This is a genomic window from Octadecabacter arcticus 238, from assembly GCF_000155735.2.
GTDB classification, from domain to species: domain Bacteria; phylum Pseudomonadota; class Alphaproteobacteria; order Rhodobacterales; family Rhodobacteraceae; genus Octadecabacter; species Octadecabacter arcticus.
The window spans coordinates 2,383,366-2,397,846 of record NC_020908.1; the positions used below are offsets into that span (position 1 = coordinate 2,383,366).

Genomic DNA, 14,481 nt, shown 5'->3' on the forward strand with positions numbered 1-14,481 from the left:
ATATGTTGGGTATGGATGTTGGACAAATCATTGCAATCGCCTTGCTGCTCATACTGGCCCTGTCGCTCTTTGGCTCGCTTCTGAAATCTGCGCGGTTGCGCAACGCCCTGATCTGGGTGCTGATTTTTGGCGGCTTCATCTTTGGCGCCGGTGGCTGGGACGAAATCAGCCGCAGTTATTTTCAACCCCAAGCGACCTTCACAGAAGCCCGCGTTGAAGTTCCCAAAGGCCGCGACAACCATTTCAGATTAACCTTGCAGATCAACGGGGTAGACGTGGATTTCTTGGTTGATACAGGCGCAAGTCAAGTTGTGCTAAATCAGGCAGATGCGGCCCGCGTCGGTCTGAACCCTGATACCCTCGCCTATATTGGCATCGCTCAGACCGCGAACGGCGACGTCGCAACCGCGCCCGTCAGGCTGGACCGTGTCGTTCTTGGCGACATCAGCGACACGCGGGTGCGCGCCAGCGTCAACAGCGGCCAAATGGAAAGCTCGCTACTGGGCATGTCTTACCTCAGCAGGTTCGAATCGATCGAAATCCGTCGCGACATGTTGATTTTGAGCCACTAGCTACCTCTCGGCTTTCTTTTCCCAACGCCCCGAATCCTGGCTCCAATACTGCGCCGAACAACCTGCGTCCGTCAGGGTTTTCCACTGCACGCGCGCATGCGCCAAGGCATCGCCGTCGTGCCCGTCAAACAGCACACAGGTCCGCTCTGCCGCTTGCACCTCGTCAGCGCTGATGTCGCCACCATGCACCGACATCAAACAGGTTGGCGCATTGGCGGCCCCCGTCCCGATGGTCAGCAATATCGGCTGCTCGGCGTCATGGTCGCCACCTGCCAATCCGTGTGGTAAAAACCCTTCTGCCGGACCGCCCCAAAGCGCCTGATCAAGCCGTTCCATAGCCGGCCTGTCGCGCCCGCGCACATCAACCACCCATCCCGCACTGCGGGATTTTGTCAGCAACATCGGCAGGGTTTGTTCCACCGATGCGCTGGTCAGATGATAAAAGTAGGCGGCACCCATTAAGTTAATCCCGTTTCAAACAAATATCGGATCACCTGCGCGTCCAAACACAGCGACAGGTCAGGGGTGGCAATGTAGGCAAGCATATTCCACCTTCACTCCACCTCATAACCGTCCGCGATGAAACGATTAAGCGCCATCACGCCCCAGCCCGTTGCCCCCGCTGGTGCCAGCGCGGTTTCAGTCTTCACAGACGCCACACCGGCAATATCCAGATGGATCCACGGCATGTCATCTTTGATGAACCGCTTGATGAACTGCGCAGCTGTGATCGATCCGGCATCGCGCCCGCCGACGTTTTTCACATCGGCAATCCGGCTTTTTAGGGCAGCATCATAGGCCGCCGACATCGGCATCCGCCATGCGCCCTCACCCTCTGCGTTCGCCGCTTTCATAAACCCTTTGGTCAATTCGTCATTGTTGGAAAACACACCAGCATTTTCATGGCCCAACGCTACAATCACTGCGCCCGTCAGGGTCGCAAGATTGATCACACCTGTCGGCTTGAACCGTTCCTGCGCGTACCAGACCACGTCGGCCAAAACCAAACGCCCCTCGGCGTCGGTGTTGATGACCTCGATCGTGTCGCCCTTCATGGATGTGACCACGTCACCGGGCCGCGTCGCGCGATCAGACGGCATATTTTCAACCAGCCCGACAAGCCCGACCACATTCGCTTTGGCTTTGCGCAGCGCCAGCGTCTTCATGACACCGGCGACCACGCCCGCGCCACCCATATCCATGGTCATATCTTCCATGCCCGCAGCAGGTTTGATCGAAATTCCGCCCGTGTCGAACACGACGCCCTTGCCGACCAATGCGAACGGCGCTTCATCGCCGCCACCATTCCACTGCATCACCACCACTTTCGATGGGCTCGCGGACCCGAGACCGACACACAACAACGACCCCATCCCAAGCTTTTCCAGCGCGTCTTCTTCCAGAACCTCGACCGTCATGCCAAGGCTTTCCAGCTCAACCAGACGGTTAGCAAATTCAGTTGTGGTCAGTACATTCGCAGGCTCATTCGTCAAATCACGTGTGAAAACAACGCCCTGCGCCACGGCCATCGCAACGTCGGCTGCGGCTTGCAGATCGTGGGGCGCTGTGACCATCACCTCAATCGCGCCAAGCGCGTCCTTGTCGCCTGTCTTGTGCGGCGTAAACGCATAGCTGCGCAGCGCGGTTCCCGTGGCGACGTCTTCCATACGGCCAATGTCGCCGCCCATGATCAGCACATCGTCTTCACCGCGCGCCTTGGCGATGGACGCCCCCGCTTTGCGCGCGTCCGCAACCGATGGCCTGCGTCCTAACTTCACCACGATCACCTTGGTCGCAGCAATCCCTGCCGGAAACGACAGGGTCATCGCGTCACCGACTTTGGCTTTTTCGAACTGCGCGCTTTCAGTCGCCCGCGTAACGGCCTTTTTGGTCAATCCGTTCACCTTGCGCGCCGCCGCGTCCAGTTTGCGGTCCGGAGTGGCGAAAACCGCAATCGCACCAGCGTGGGTGGTCAGTTCTTCAAGGTTGGTTTCAGAGATTTTCAGTGTTGCAAGTTCAGTCATAGATCACCTGTTCGGGTTGGGGATTTCACGTTTGGGCAATAGCTAGCTTGCCCCCCACCCAAAAGCCAGTCAGCACTTGGGTCCACAGGTCAAATGCGCTAGCAACGGGGCATTGCTTTGGGCGTCAAACAAGGGGGGATGCACGCGTGGCGCGATTTGACCGCTATATGCTGGGCCAACTACTTGTATTCTTTGGGTTCTTTTCCCTCATTCTGGTACTGATTTACTGGATCAATCGAGCCGTGCGGCTGTTTGATCGCCTGATTGCCGATGGCCAATCTGCATGGGTGTTTCTTGAACTGACGTCGCTGTCCCTGCCCAGTCTCATCCGGATCGTATTACCACTGTCGGCGTTTGTGGCCGCGGTTTACGTCACCAACCGTATGTCATCAGATTCTGAACTTACGGTGGTGCAGGCCACGGGCTATTCGCCGTTCCGTCTGGCGCGCCCTGTCATTGTGTTCGGCGTCATCGTGGCAGTCTTGATGTCTATCCTGACCAATATTCTGGTGCCACTGTCGACCGAACGACTGATCACGCGCCAAGCGGAGATTGCGCAAACCATGACCGCGCGACTATTAACCCCCGGTGAATTTCTTACGCCGACCGACGATGTGACATTCTACATCCGCGAACTCCCCCCCGGCGGTGAAATGCTGGATATTTTCATCTCAGAATCCACCAGCCCGACCCAACGCACCACGTATACCGCGTCGCGCGCCTATCTTGTGCGCACTGAAAATGGCCCACAATTGGTGATGGTCGACGGGTTGACGCAGACGCTAAACCTCGAAACCAGCCGCCTTCTGACCACCCGATTTGAGGATTTTGTCTACAACGTCAGCGCACTGATGAACGATGATCCCGTGCGTAAAACTTCCGTCAACGGCCTGTCCACCATGGCCCTGCTACGCCCGAGTGCGGAAACTATTGCCGATACAAACCAAACCGGCGATCAATTGAAACTGCGTGGCCATGATCGCATTGCGCAGGCGGCTTTGGGATTTGTGGCCGGACTTGTGGGTTTTTCGGCGCTGGTCGTTGGGGGCTTCAGCCGCTTCGGGTTGTGGCGTAACATAATATTCGCCGTCGGCTTGGTGATCCTGCTCAAGCTTTTGGAAGGCACAGGCACCAGTATCGCAACCACAAACGCGGCCCTTTGGCCATTCGTGTACCTTGCGGGAATCGGCGGAGTTGTGATTTCTGCCATGCTGCTCCACATCGCGACGCGTCCGTATTTCTTCAAGCGCCGCCCTAAACCTTACGTTCGGGGTGCAATCACATGATATTGCACCGCTACTTTGCCCGCCGTTTCGCGTGGACGTTTGCTGCGACGTTTGGCGGGTTCTTTGTGCTGATGCTGCTGATCGATCTGGTCGAACAACTGCGTCGGTACGGCGGCGACGCCAGCCTTGGGGACATGTTTCAGCTTAGCCTTCTGAACCTTCCAACCGGTATTTACGCCATTTTACCCCTCATCATGGTGCTGGCGACAGTCACGACGTTCCTTGGCCTTGCGCGATCCTCGGAATTGATCGTGACTCGTGCGGCGGGGCGATCTGCCTTAAATGCGCTTATCGCCCCGTTGATCGTAACACTCATCATTGGGGCGATTGCCATCGGCGTTCTAAACCCGCTCGTCGCCGCCACATTAAAAGAATACGAGGCCCGCGAGAACGCATTGCGATCCGACGGGCCGTCCGTATTGGCGATCTCCGAAAACGGGCTGTGGTTGCGTCAGGGCGATGACAACAGCCAGACCGTCATTCGCGCAGGCCGCGCCAATCTGGACGGCACACAATTGCAGGATGTTACGTTCATCACGTTTCCCCCCACCGGCGGCCCGACCCGCCGGATTGAAGCTGCGTCTGCCAACCTGACGCAAGGCGCTTGGGAATTGAGCGAGGCCAAAGCATGGCCGCTGAACAGCGGTCGCGTCGCCGAAAGTGTGGCAACAACCCACACCACCCTGCGCATCCCCTCGACCCTGACAGCAGACCAAATCCGCGACAGTTTCGGCGTGCCATCCTCAATTCCGATTTGGGAATTGCCCGCGTTCATTGACCGGCTCGAAGTCGCCGGTTTTTCGGCCGCCCGCCATCAGGTCTGGTTTCAAATGGAACTGGCTCAACCTGCCTTTTTGCTGGCCATGGTTCTGATTGGTGCGGGCTTCACCATGCGCCACCAACGCGGCGGGCGCACGGGCGTTATGGTCCTGACTGCAATCCTGATATGTTTTGCGCTGTTCTTCTTGCGCAATTTCGCGCAAATTCTCGGGGAGAACGGCCAAATCTCCGCAGGTCTTGCGGCATGGGCGCCGCCCCTCGCGGCCATCGCCGCATCCCTTGGCCTGTTGCTGCATCTGGAGGACGGCTGATGCGATTTATTCTTGCGTGTCTGCTGACGCTGTTGCCGATCATGGCCTCCGCTCAGGCGGCTGCGACCCTTGTGGCCGATACCGTGTTTGTGCCCGCAGGTAGTCAGCAATTGATCGCCGAAGGCAACGTCGAAGTCTTCTTTGAAGGCACCCGCCTGTCGGCGCGCCGCATCACGTTCGATCAGGCCGCGGACCGACTGACAATTGATGGGCCCGTGTTCATCGTCACCCCCGATGGCACAATCCTGACCGCGGACACCGCATCGCTGGACCCGCAGCTAGAAAACGGCATCCTGCGCGGCGCACGGTTGGTACTGGATCAACAACTGCAACTGGCCGCCAACCAGATTGACCGCGTCGATGGCCGCTTTACGCAGCTGTATCAGGTTGCAGCCACGTCCTGTCATATCTGTGCCACTGGTGAAACGCCGCTCTGGGAAATCCGCGCGCGGCGGATCATTCACGATCAAGAACAACGCCAGCTTTACTTTGAGGACGCGACCTTTCGCATTTCCGGCGTGCCAATCGCATATATTCCGCGCATGCGCCTACCCGACCCGACGTTGACTCGCGCAACCGGCCTGCTGATCCCGAGCTTTGAATCCTCCGACACCTTGGGCACCGGCTTCAAACTGCCCTACTTCATCAAGCTGGGCGATCATCGCGACCTGACCCTAACCCCTTATCTTGCAACATCGACCACAACACTCGAAGCGGCCTACCGCCAAGCCTTCCTGCGCGGCGACCTTTCCATTGAAACCGCAATGACCAATGATGATCTAACGGACGACCCGCGCGCCTATGTTTTTGCCAGCGGACTTTTTAATCTCGGATCCGATGTAACGCTGGGCTTTGACCTCGAGCTCACTTCCGATGACGCCTATCTGCTGGAATACGGCTATTCTGGCAAAGACCGCCTCGACAGTGAAATCGCTTTGCAACGGGTGCGTGACCGCGACCTGACGCAGGCGTCTCTGACCTATTATTCCTCGCTTCGGGCGACCGAAGATTCCGCCACATTGCCACCGCTGCTGGCCGACATCAGCTGGGAACGCCGCGTCACACCAAGCTGGGGCGGGACGCTGACAGTGACATCGAATCTGCAAAGCCATTATCGCGACACAAATATTGATGTGATAGGACGCGACGTGGCGCGCGCCAGTGTTGGCACTGCATGGCAAGGGGATCGAATCACGCGCTACGGGTTGGTTGTCGATGGCACCGTCGGCGTTGATTTGGACTATTACAATGTTGGCGACGACAGCGTTGTGGGCGACACCCTGCGCACGATTATCTTTGGCCAAACCACACTGCGCTATCCACTGATCCGCCAAGGCCACGGCGCGACACATGTGGTGGACCCCTTTGTACAATTGGCCTGGTCTGATGTGCAGGGCGGCACCGTCACCAATGAAGACAGCACCGCCACCGAATTTGACCAAGCCAACCTGTTGGCCCTGTCACGCTTTTCCGGCGAAGACGCTGTGGAAACGGGGTTGCGCGGCGCGGCTGGCCTGTCATGGACACGCATTGGAACGGCGGGCTGGGACAGCACCATGACCGTCGGGCGGGTGTTTCGCGAAACGCCCGATCTGAATTTCTCTCTCAAATCTGGTCTGCGCGACACCGCGTCCGACTGGCTGATCGCGGGGCAGTTGCGCGCGCCCTCAGGCTTTGCCATCGACGGCCGCCTGTTGGTCAACGCCAGCTTTGACGTCACAAAATCCGAAGCCCGCGTCGGCTGGAACAGCCGCAAACTCGATCTCGCGGCCAGCTATATCTTCCTGCCTGCCGATACATTTGAATCCCGCCCCTCGGACGTGCGTGAATGGACCATCGACACCACCTATCGCTTCGATGAAATCTGGTCCATGGGGCTGGACGCGCGCTATGACTTGGGGGGGAATGCGCCCACCAGCACTGGTCTGCAAATCGGCTGGCAAAACGAATGTGTGACGGTTGATTTTTCGGTGTCGCGCCGCTTCACGTCTTCCACTACACTTACCCCAAGCACAGACTTTGGGCTGTCAGTTGGCTTAAACGGCTTTAGTGCCGGACGCACCAATACTGCCGCGAGCCCGAGCTGCACCGGCTGACGACACCGACGATATAACCGACCCGAGAAGTTAATAAAAAACGAGGATTTCGATGCGCGCTCTGATATCTGCACTCGCCCTTACATCGGCCACAACCTTGGCCATGTTGTCACCCGTCATGACGGCGGCCCAGTTGGCCCCCGCCATTACCGTCAACGACAGTGTCGTAAGCGAATTTGAGATTGATCAGCGTGTGATCATGCTGGGCACATTTCGCACGCCCGGCAATCTCGAAGACACCGCGCGTGAACAGCTCATCGAAGACCGCCTTAAACTTGCGGCGCTGAACTCTGCCGGATTGCGCATCACCGATGAAGGCCTTGTTGGCGCGATGGGTGAATTTGCCACCCGCGCGAACATGGACCTCGACCAGTTCATCACCATGCTCGGCCAATCCGGCGTCTCGGAAGAAACGTTTCGCGATTTTGTCCGCGTCAACGTCAGCTGGCGCGACTTTATCCGGACGCGTTTCAATGATCGCGCGCAAGTCTCTGAGGCTGATATCGACCTTGCCCTCGGGCAATCCGACGCCTCCTCAAGCATCGAAGTTCTGCTCAGCGAAATTATCATTCCCGCCCCGCCGGAGAGCGCGGAGCAGGCCAACGCCACGGCCGACCGCATCGCACAATTAACCTCCACAGCCGCGTTCGAGGCCGAGGCACGCCGCGTGTCGGCGCTGCCGTCCAAAACCCGTGGCGGCCGCCTTGATTGGCTGCCGATCTCGAATTATCCAGCGGGCTTGCGCGGACTTCTGCTCAATCTCGCACCCGGTGAAATCACCGCACCGCTTCCGATCACCAATGGCGTGGCCCTGTTCCAGATGCGCGACGTGCGCGAAGTGCCCCGTGCTGCGCCAGAGCCCGCCGCAATCGAATACGCTGCCTTTTACATCGCCGGTGGTCTCAGTGAACGTGGCTTGGCCGAAGCCCGCCGCATTGATGCCCGCGTTGACACTTGCGATGATCTCTACGGTGTCGCGCAGGGCTTGCCCGAAGAGCAGCTCGACCGTGACGTTCTGGCCCCCGCCGACATCCCTGCGGATGTGGCCATGGAACTTGCCAAACTCGACGCAGGCGAAGCGTCCTATGTGCTGACCCGCGCCAATGGTGAAACGCTGGTGTTTTTGATGATGTGTGGTCGCACACCCGCACTGGGCGACGGCGTTGACCGCGAAACCATCCGCGGCCAGCTGCGCACGCAACGTTTGAACACCTACGCAGATGCCCTGCTCGCCGATCTGCGGGCTGCCGCGACGATCACGTATAACTAACGGATGAAACCCGCGCCCAGACCTGTGGCGATCAGCTGCGGCGAACCAGCTGGCATCGGCCCAGAAATCGCCGTCGCAGCGTGGAACGCTGTCGGCAAAGACATCCCGCTAGTCTGGATCGGCGATCCAACCCACCTGCCCGCTGGCACCAACTGGCAAGCGGTTACATCTGCCGCCGACGCGATCACCGCCACTGCATTTCCGGTTCTGCGCCGCGATTTTGGTGCCCCGAACGTTGCAGGCCGACCCAACCCGACCCACGCACAAGGGGTTATCGATTCTATTGCCGACGCGGTCGCGCTGGTGCAATCGGGCGACTGCGCCGCACTCTGCACCGCCCCGATCCACAAACAGGCGCTGATCGATGGCGCGCACTTTGCCTATCCCGGTCACACCGAATACCTCGCAGCACTCGCGGGCCGCTCATCCGTGGTCATGATGCTTGCCAGTGACATGCTACGCGTCGTGCCTGCCACGATCCATATCCCGCTGGCGCAGGTCGCGGTCAAACTCACCGCCGCGACCCTGAACGACACGATCCTGATCACCCACGCAGCATTGGTGCGCGACTTCGGAATTGCGAAACCGCGCCTTGCCGTCGCAGGATTGAACCCGCACGCTGGCGAAGGCGGCAAGTTTGGCTGCGAAGAAATTGAAATGATCACCCCGACACTTGATGCGCTACGGGCCGAAGGTTTGAACATCACCGGCCCGCTGTCGGCTGATACGATGTTCCATCCAGCAGCCCGCGCCACCTATGACGTCGCGATCTGCATGTATCACGACCAAGCCTTGATCCCGATCAAAACACTGGATTTTTCTGGCGGCGTGAACATCACGCTCGGTCTGCCATTTGTGCGCACCTCCCCCGATCACGGCACGGCATTTGACATCGCAGGCACCGACACAGCCGACGCGACATCCATGATCGCCGCAATCCGCATGGCCGCTGGCATGGCGCACGCCAGAACCGCCCCCCAATCATGAGAACCACAACATGAGCCCCTCATCATGACCATCGACAGCCTTCCCACCCTCAAACAGGTCATCGACAGCCACGGCCTTGCCGCGCGCAAATCGCTTGGGCAAAACTTCCTGCTCGACCTGAACCTAACGGCCAAAATTGCGCGTCTTTCGGGGCGCAACGAAGACCACGACATCCTCGAAATCGGCCCCGGTCCGGGTGGCTTGACCCGTGGTTTGCTGGCAGAGGGCGCACGCCATATCCTCGCCATCGAAAAAGATGACCGCTGCCTGCCCGCGCTGGCCGACATCCAAGCGGCCTACCCTGACCGCCTGACAGTGCTGTGCGGTGACGCGCTCGACATCAATCCGCTGGACCACCTGACACCGCCGATCCGCGTCGCAGCCAACCTGCCCTATAATATCGGAACCGAACTGCTGGTCCGCTGGCTCACGCCGCAAGACTGGCCGCCCTATTGGGACAGCCTGACCCTGATGTTCCAACGCGAGGTCGCGCAGCGCATCACGGCTGCCCCAGGCTCCAAAGCCTACGGCCGCCTTGCAATTTTGTGCCAATGGCGCACAGACGCGCAAATCGTGATGAACCTGCCACCGGAAGCCTTTTCACCACCGCCAAAAGTCTCAAGTGCGGTGGTCCACCTCACCGCTTTGGCCGAACCGCGCTTTCCGGCAGACGCAAATATGTTGCAACACATCACAGCGACTGCGTTTAACCAACGCCGCAAAATGCTGCGCTCCTCGCTCAAAGGGCTCAGCCCTGACATCGAAGACCATCTGATCGCGGCCAACATCAAACCGACAGATCGGGCCGAACAGATCGACGTCGAACGCTTTTGCGCCCTCGCAAGGTCCCTCAAAGCGACCTAATCGGGTCATTGCTTCAAAAATATCCCGGGGACGACCGAAGGTCGGGGGCAGCGCCCCTACACCCACGACCAGAAATAAGCGCGGGCATACCAACTCTGTGCCGCAAACAATAAAGGCCCCCAGTCTATTGGGGGCCTTAAAATTATTCTGCAGGGTCCGGCGTTGGGCCAGCCTCGACTGGCTGATCGGGCCGGGCCTTGGGTTTGCGCGTGCGGCGTTTTTTAGGGGCTTCTACCAGCTTAGGGGTTTCTTCCGGCGTTTCCACCAATCCAGAATCACCATCATCGATTTGCACCGGCTGCTCGACGGGCGCTGGTTCAGGCGCTGGGGCTGCTGCCGCAGCCTCCTCTTGCGCCTTCAAACGGGCATCGCGCTCGCGATCCCGTTCCGCCTGCCGGTCACGATTTTGCTTATCTTGCTCAATCTGACGCTCACGGTTGTACTTTTCTTGCTCTTCGCGCTTGGCATCAATCTCTTTTTGCGCTTCTGCCAACATCCGCGTGTAATGCTCTGCGTGCTGCGCAAAATTTTCCGAATTCACCGAATCGCGCGCCAACAAAGAATCGCGATGCAGCTGGGCGTATTTTTCGACAATCTGCTGCGGCGTTCCGCGCACCTTGCCTTCAGGACCGGAGCTGTCAAACACTCGGCTAATAATATTGCCACCCGTTGGGCGGGTGTTGCTGCGGCTTTTATTCCGCGAACGGGATCGAGAAGGTTTCATAAAGGAAGTCCAGTTTGTGTTTTCGGTCGCGGCCCGACCCCACCTCATGCGGGACAAATCAAATACGCGAGCTTGCGATGTTCTGGCGTGTGTCGGAGACGGGACCAAAGGGGCCATGCTCCATCCGACTTCTATGAATATGATGCTCAAGGCATAAATCGCAAGTGGTTTCTGCGAAGGAAACATGAATTCCTGCGTTTAATGCGGCTTTTTGCCCACAACCACGCGGTCCCGCCCATCTAAATCAACGCGAATCCCTACCTGCTCCAGCCCAGCGACCTCAAACAGGGCGATCACCGCGCCGCCTTGAGTCGGTCCTATCTCAACCATGAGCCACCCCCCTTGCCGCAGATGCCCAGCGGCACCCGCCGTGATCTCACGGTAGGCCGCCAGCCCGTCACCCTCATCCGTCAGCGCCAGTCGCGGCTCATAGCCTAACTCAGGTGCCAGACCCGCCATCTCATCCAAGGCAATATAGGGCGGGTTCGACACGATCAGATCAAAGGGTACGCCAACCCCTTTGAACCAATCGCTGACCGCAAACGCACAGCGATCCTGCACCCCCAGCCTCAGTGCATTCTGCTCTGCAACCGTAACAGCGCGCGGCGACACATCAACGCCGATGCCCGTCACCGCACCGCGCTCCGCCAGCAGCGTGACCAGAATACAGCCCGACCCCGTCCCAAGGTCCAACACATCTGCAAACGGCACGGCCAAAGCCGCCTCAATCAAGGTTTCAGTGTCGCCGCGCGGGTCGAGCACATCGGGCGTCACTTGAAACCGCCGCCCGTAAAAGTCGCGATAGCCCAGCAGATGCGACACCGGCGTTCGGGCCGCCCGCTGACCAATGTCAGCAAAAAACGCCGCCTCGGGCGCATCTTCAAATTCGTCGTGCGCATGCAGCGTCAGCCGACCAAAAGGAATGTCCAAACAGGCCGCCATCAGCACCCGCGCATCGCGCACCGGATCCTCGAGCTTGGCTTGTTTTAATATTTGAACCGCCATCGCCAACGCAGCTTGGACGATCACCCGCCCATCTCCGCCAGTGCGCTTGCCTGCGCGTCTTGGATCAATCCATCAATCACCTCATCCAAATCACCCTGCAACACTGCATCCAATTTGTATAAGGTCAGGTTAATGCGATGATCCGTCATCCGTCCTTGTGGGAAATTATAGGTCCTGATCCGTTCAGACCGGTCCCCCGATCCAACCTGCGCAGCACGATCCGCGCTGCGTTCATCGTGCACTTTCTGGCGCTCTGCATCATACAGCCGCGTCTTCAGAACCTGCATCGCGATCTCGCGGTTACGGTGCTGTGATTTCTCCGAACTCGTCACCACAATCCCGCTGGGCATATGCGTGATGCGGACCGCTGAATCGGTCGTGTTGACGTGCTGCCCGCCCGATCCGGACGCACGCATCGTATCAATCCGGATGTCATTGGCGTTGATCTGAATGTCCACATCTTCCGCCTCGGGCAAGACCGCGACCGTCGCCGCAGACGTATGAATCCGCCCACCACTTTCCGTCTCAGGGACCCGTTGAACACGGTGAACACCGCTTTCATATTTCATCCGCGCAAAGACGTTGTTGCCAGCAATCCGAGCCGTCACTTCCTTGATGCCGCCCAACTCCGATTGGCTCTCTTCGAGAATCTCGAACGTCCAGCCGCGATTTTCGGCGTATCTTTGATACATTCGCAACAAATCAGCAGCAAACAGCGCAGCTTCGTCACCACCAGTTCCAGGGCGAATTTCCAGCAATGCCGGCTTGCCATCAGCGGCATCTTTTGGAATCAACGCCAGCTTCACCGCGGCTTCGGCGGCAGGCAGCTGTTGACGCAACTGCGGCAATTCCATCTCTGCGAGCTCTTTCATTTCCGGATCAGACAGCATCGCTTCAGCGCCTTCAATCTCTGCCGTCAAGTCTTGGTACGTGCGCACAACCTCGACCACCGGTCGCAGCTCGGCATACTCGCGACTGACGGCAACAAACGCCTCGCCGCCTAGCCCCTCGCCCATTTGGGCCTCAAGGAATTCGAACCGTTCAGTGATCTGCATAAGGCGGTCATTTGGTATCATTGCGTCGGTGTACCCGTTCCCGTGCGTGCGTCAAGTTCGCCTAGCCAGCCTTGTATGCGCGTGCGGTTCACACCCATATCCGACTTCCCGAACCGCAGCCGCCCGAAAACTTGCAGCGTACTTCGTTCCAATGGCGCCAACGAGGCGAGCGTAACAGTCGTATAATCCGGAAACCCCATCACGCGGCTGCGCGTCACATACGTGATCTTTCCCGCATCGAGGGCACCTGCAAAAACAATCGTGCGCGGCGTCGCCCGAATGATCGCGTCAAGACGTGCAAGTGTTTCGACCCCGTCGCCCTCCACGGCACGCTGCGACACAAAGCTGTCCGGGCTTGGATACTCGCCCGGGCTCATAACAGGCAGCTGCGGGTTGTGCCAAAACGCGGCGTCCGTCGGCGCCAAGCGCACCCAAACCGCAAAGGCCACAAACAGGCCAATAAGCCCCAAGACAATAATCTTAAGCATCCGAATTCCCTATGTGTGCATACAGGTTGTGTACAGCTTGTGTAAGCGATGTGCACCGGCTGTGCCGCCCTGTTCAGCGGTATTTGACGCCCGGCAGAATGCTGAGCATTTCAAACATGATATTAGCCCCAACAAGGGCGGTGTTACCAGACGTATCATAGGGTGGTGAGACTTCAACCAAATCACAACCAACGACGTTCAACCCCTTGAGATTGCGGATCAATTCCATCGCCTGCGGTGTCGTCAACCCACCGATTTCAGGCGTGCCTGTTCCCGGCGCAAAGCTTGGGTCAAGGCTGTCGATATCATAGGTGATGTAGCACGGCTGATCACCGATAGACGCGACAACCTCTTCGCCTAGCGATATCAATGACTTATGCCACAAATCTGATGCAAGTCGCTGGTTGAAGCCCCAATCGGCGGCCTCACTGAAATCTTCCGCCGTATAACCTGTACCACGAAGCCCAATTTGCCATACTTTTGAGGGTGTTATGAGGCCTTCTTCATAGGCCCTGCGAAACACGGTGCCATGGGTTTCACGCTCGCCAAACATCTCATCATTCACATCGGCATGGGCATCCACATGCACCAGCGCAACAGGCCCGTGTTTCTTGTGCATCGCCCGCAAAATCGGCAGCGTCAAAGAATGGTCCCCGCCAAGCCCCATAGGGATCACTGGGTGCTTTGAGATACTCTCGTAAGTATCTTGAATAATTGATAAACTTTTGCTCAGTGAAAACGTATTGATCGCGATATCACCAAGATCGGCACATTGTAGACTGTCAAACGGTGCAGCCCCTGTTTGGATATTATAGGGCCGGATCATCGCGCTTTCTTGGCGCAATTGTTTGGGCCCAAACCGCGTGCCAGATCGCCAGCTTGTGCCAATATCCATCGGGATGCCAACGAACCCAACATCAAGTCCTTCAGCACTTTCTACCGCTGGCAATCGCATGAACGTTTGCGGGCCAGAAAACCGCGCCAGATCATTTCCGGAAATCGGTTGATTTTTCATCAGC

Annotated in this window: 14 protein-coding genes; 7 read left to right on the forward strand and 7 right to left on the reverse strand. The window is 58.3% G+C overall.

The features are described 5' to 3' along the window. Positions 1–2: 2 nt before the first annotated feature. On the forward strand, positions 3–572 hold the full coding sequence (locus OA238_RS12370; RefSeq protein WP_015495430.1) for a retropepsin-like aspartic protease family protein: 570 nt from the start codon (positions 3–5) through the stop codon (positions 570–572). On the opposite strand, the gene OA238_RS12375 is transcribed toward OA238_RS12370, so the two are convergent. Both OA238_RS12375 and OA238_RS12380 read right to left on the reverse strand, forming a co-directional pair. Continuing rightward, positions 573–1,031, reverse strand: coding sequence for a DNA polymerase III subunit chi (locus OA238_RS12375; protein ID WP_015495431.1), 459 nt, complete (start codon positions 1,029–1,031; stop codon positions 573–575). A 95-nt stretch (positions 1,032–1,126) separates the two neighbouring features. After that, complete coding sequence (locus tag OA238_RS12380) at positions 1,127–2,596, reverse strand: leucyl aminopeptidase (protein ID WP_015495432.1); 1,470 nt, start codon at positions 2,594–2,596, stop codon at positions 1,127–1,129. 167 nt (positions 2,597–2,763) lie between these two features. On the opposite strand from OA238_RS12380, the gene lptF reads away from it, so the two are divergent. From lptF to rsmA, 6 genes are read left to right on the forward strand one after another with little or no spacing between them, the layout of a single operon-like run. Further along, the gene (lptF, locus tag OA238_RS12385; protein WP_044038271.1) at positions 2,764–3,882 is read left to right on the forward strand and encodes an LPS export ABC transporter permease LptF; all 1,119 of its coding nucleotides are present in this window, start codon (positions 2,764–2,766) and stop codon (positions 3,880–3,882) included. Further along, on the forward strand, positions 3,879–4,973 hold the full coding sequence (gene lptG / locus OA238_RS12390) for an LPS export ABC transporter permease LptG (RefSeq protein WP_015495434.1): 1,095 nt from the start codon (positions 3,879–3,881) through the stop codon (positions 4,971–4,973). Before lptF ends, lptG begins: the two co-directional genes overlap by 4 nt. Then, positions 4,973–7,069 (forward strand): LPS-assembly protein LptD, encoded by a 2,097-nt coding sequence (locus OA238_RS12395; RefSeq protein WP_015495435.1) that lies wholly within the window; start codon positions 4,973–4,975, stop codon positions 7,067–7,069. The genes lptG and OA238_RS12395 overlap by 1 nt, the downstream gene beginning before the upstream one ends. Before the next feature lie 52 nt (positions 7,070–7,121). Continuing rightward, entirely contained in the window at positions 7,122–8,339 is a 1,218-nt protein-coding gene (locus OA238_RS12400; protein WP_015495436.1) for a peptidylprolyl isomerase, read from the forward strand. 3 nt (positions 8,340–8,342) lie between these two features. After that, complete coding sequence (gene pdxA / locus OA238_RS12405; RefSeq protein ID WP_015495437.1) at positions 8,343–9,326, forward strand: 4-hydroxythreonine-4-phosphate dehydrogenase PdxA; 984 nt, start codon at positions 8,343–8,345, stop codon at positions 9,324–9,326. A gap of 24 nt (positions 9,327–9,350) precedes the next feature. After that, the gene (gene rsmA, locus OA238_RS12410) at positions 9,351–10,190 is read left to right on the forward strand and encodes a 16S rRNA (adenine(1518)-N(6)/adenine(1519)-N(6))-dimethyltransferase RsmA (protein WP_015495438.1); all 840 of its coding nucleotides are present in this window, start codon (positions 9,351–9,353) and stop codon (positions 10,188–10,190) included. A 142-nt stretch (positions 10,191–10,332) separates the two neighbouring features. Here rsmA and OA238_RS12415 read toward each other — a convergent pair whose 3' ends face one another. From OA238_RS12415 to speB, 5 genes are all read right to left on the reverse strand, one after another. Continuing rightward, positions 10,333–10,914 (reverse strand): DUF4167 domain-containing protein, encoded by a 582-nt coding sequence (locus OA238_RS12415; protein WP_044038273.1) that lies wholly within the window; start codon positions 10,912–10,914, stop codon positions 10,333–10,335. Between the two features lie 198 nt (positions 10,915–11,112). Further along, on the reverse strand, positions 11,113–11,943 hold the full coding sequence (gene prmC, locus OA238_RS12420; protein WP_015495440.1) for a peptide chain release factor N(5)-glutamine methyltransferase: 831 nt from the start codon (positions 11,941–11,943) through the stop codon (positions 11,113–11,115). Continuing rightward, positions 11,940–12,995, reverse strand: a complete 1,056-nt coding sequence (prfA, locus tag OA238_RS12425) for a peptide chain release factor 1 (protein WP_015495441.1) — start codon at positions 12,993–12,995, stop codon at positions 11,940–11,942. The genes prmC and prfA overlap by 4 nt, the downstream gene beginning before the upstream one ends. Next, positions 12,992–13,462 (reverse strand): DUF1499 domain-containing protein, encoded by a 471-nt coding sequence (locus OA238_RS12430; protein WP_015495442.1) that lies wholly within the window; start codon positions 13,460–13,462, stop codon positions 12,992–12,994. Before OA238_RS12430 ends, prfA begins: the two co-directional genes overlap by 4 nt. Positions 13,463–13,535: 73 nt before the next feature. Beyond that, complete coding sequence (speB, locus tag OA238_RS12435) at positions 13,536–14,477, reverse strand: agmatinase (protein ID WP_015495443.1); 942 nt, start codon at positions 14,475–14,477, stop codon at positions 13,536–13,538. Positions 14,478–14,481: the final 4 nt, after the last annotated feature.

What these genes read in the sequence shown, in the direction of transcription:
- OA238_RS12415 (WP_044038273.1), bottom strand. Translation starts at nt 10,914, where the DNA reads ATGAAACCTTCTCGATCCCGTTCGCGGAATAAAAGCCGCAGCAACACC.
- OA238_RS12430 (WP_015495442.1), bottom strand. Translation starts at nt 13,462, where the DNA reads ATGCTTAAGATTATTGTCTTGGGGCTTATTGGCCTGTTTGTGGCCTTT.
- rsmA (WP_015495438.1), top strand. Translation starts at nt 9,351, where the DNA reads ATGACCATCGACAGCCTTCCCACCCTCAAACAGGTCATCGACAGCCAC.
- OA238_RS12375 (WP_015495431.1), bottom strand. Translation starts at nt 1,031, where the DNA reads ATGGGTGCCGCCTACTTTTATCATCTGACCAGCGCATCGGTGGAACAA.
- pdxA (WP_015495437.1), top strand. Translation starts at nt 8,343, where the DNA reads ATGAAACCCGCGCCCAGACCTGTGGCGATCAGCTGCGGCGAACCAGCT.
- prfA (WP_015495441.1), bottom strand. Translation starts at nt 12,995, where the DNA reads ATGATACCAAATGACCGCCTTATGCAGATCACTGAACGGTTCGAATTC.
- speB (WP_015495443.1), bottom strand. Translation starts at nt 14,477, where the DNA reads ATGAAAAATCAACCGATTTCCGGAAATGATCTGGCGCGGTTTTCTGGC.
- OA238_RS12400 (WP_015495436.1), top strand. Translation starts at nt 7,122, where the DNA reads ATGCGCGCTCTGATATCTGCACTCGCCCTTACATCGGCCACAACCTTG.
- OA238_RS12380 (WP_015495432.1), bottom strand. Translation starts at nt 2,596, where the DNA reads ATGACTGAACTTGCAACACTGAAAATCTCTGAAACCAACCTTGAAGAA.
- lptG (WP_015495434.1), top strand. Translation starts at nt 3,879, where the DNA reads ATGATATTGCACCGCTACTTTGCCCGCCGTTTCGCGTGGACGTTTGCT.
- lptF (WP_044038271.1), top strand. Translation starts at nt 2,764, where the DNA reads ATGCTGGGCCAACTACTTGTATTCTTTGGGTTCTTTTCCCTCATTCTG.
- OA238_RS12395 (WP_015495435.1), top strand. Translation starts at nt 4,973, where the DNA reads ATGCGATTTATTCTTGCGTGTCTGCTGACGCTGTTGCCGATCATGGCC.
- OA238_RS12370 (WP_015495430.1), top strand. Translation starts at nt 3, where the DNA reads ATGTTGGGTATGGATGTTGGACAAATCATTGCAATCGCCTTGCTGCTC.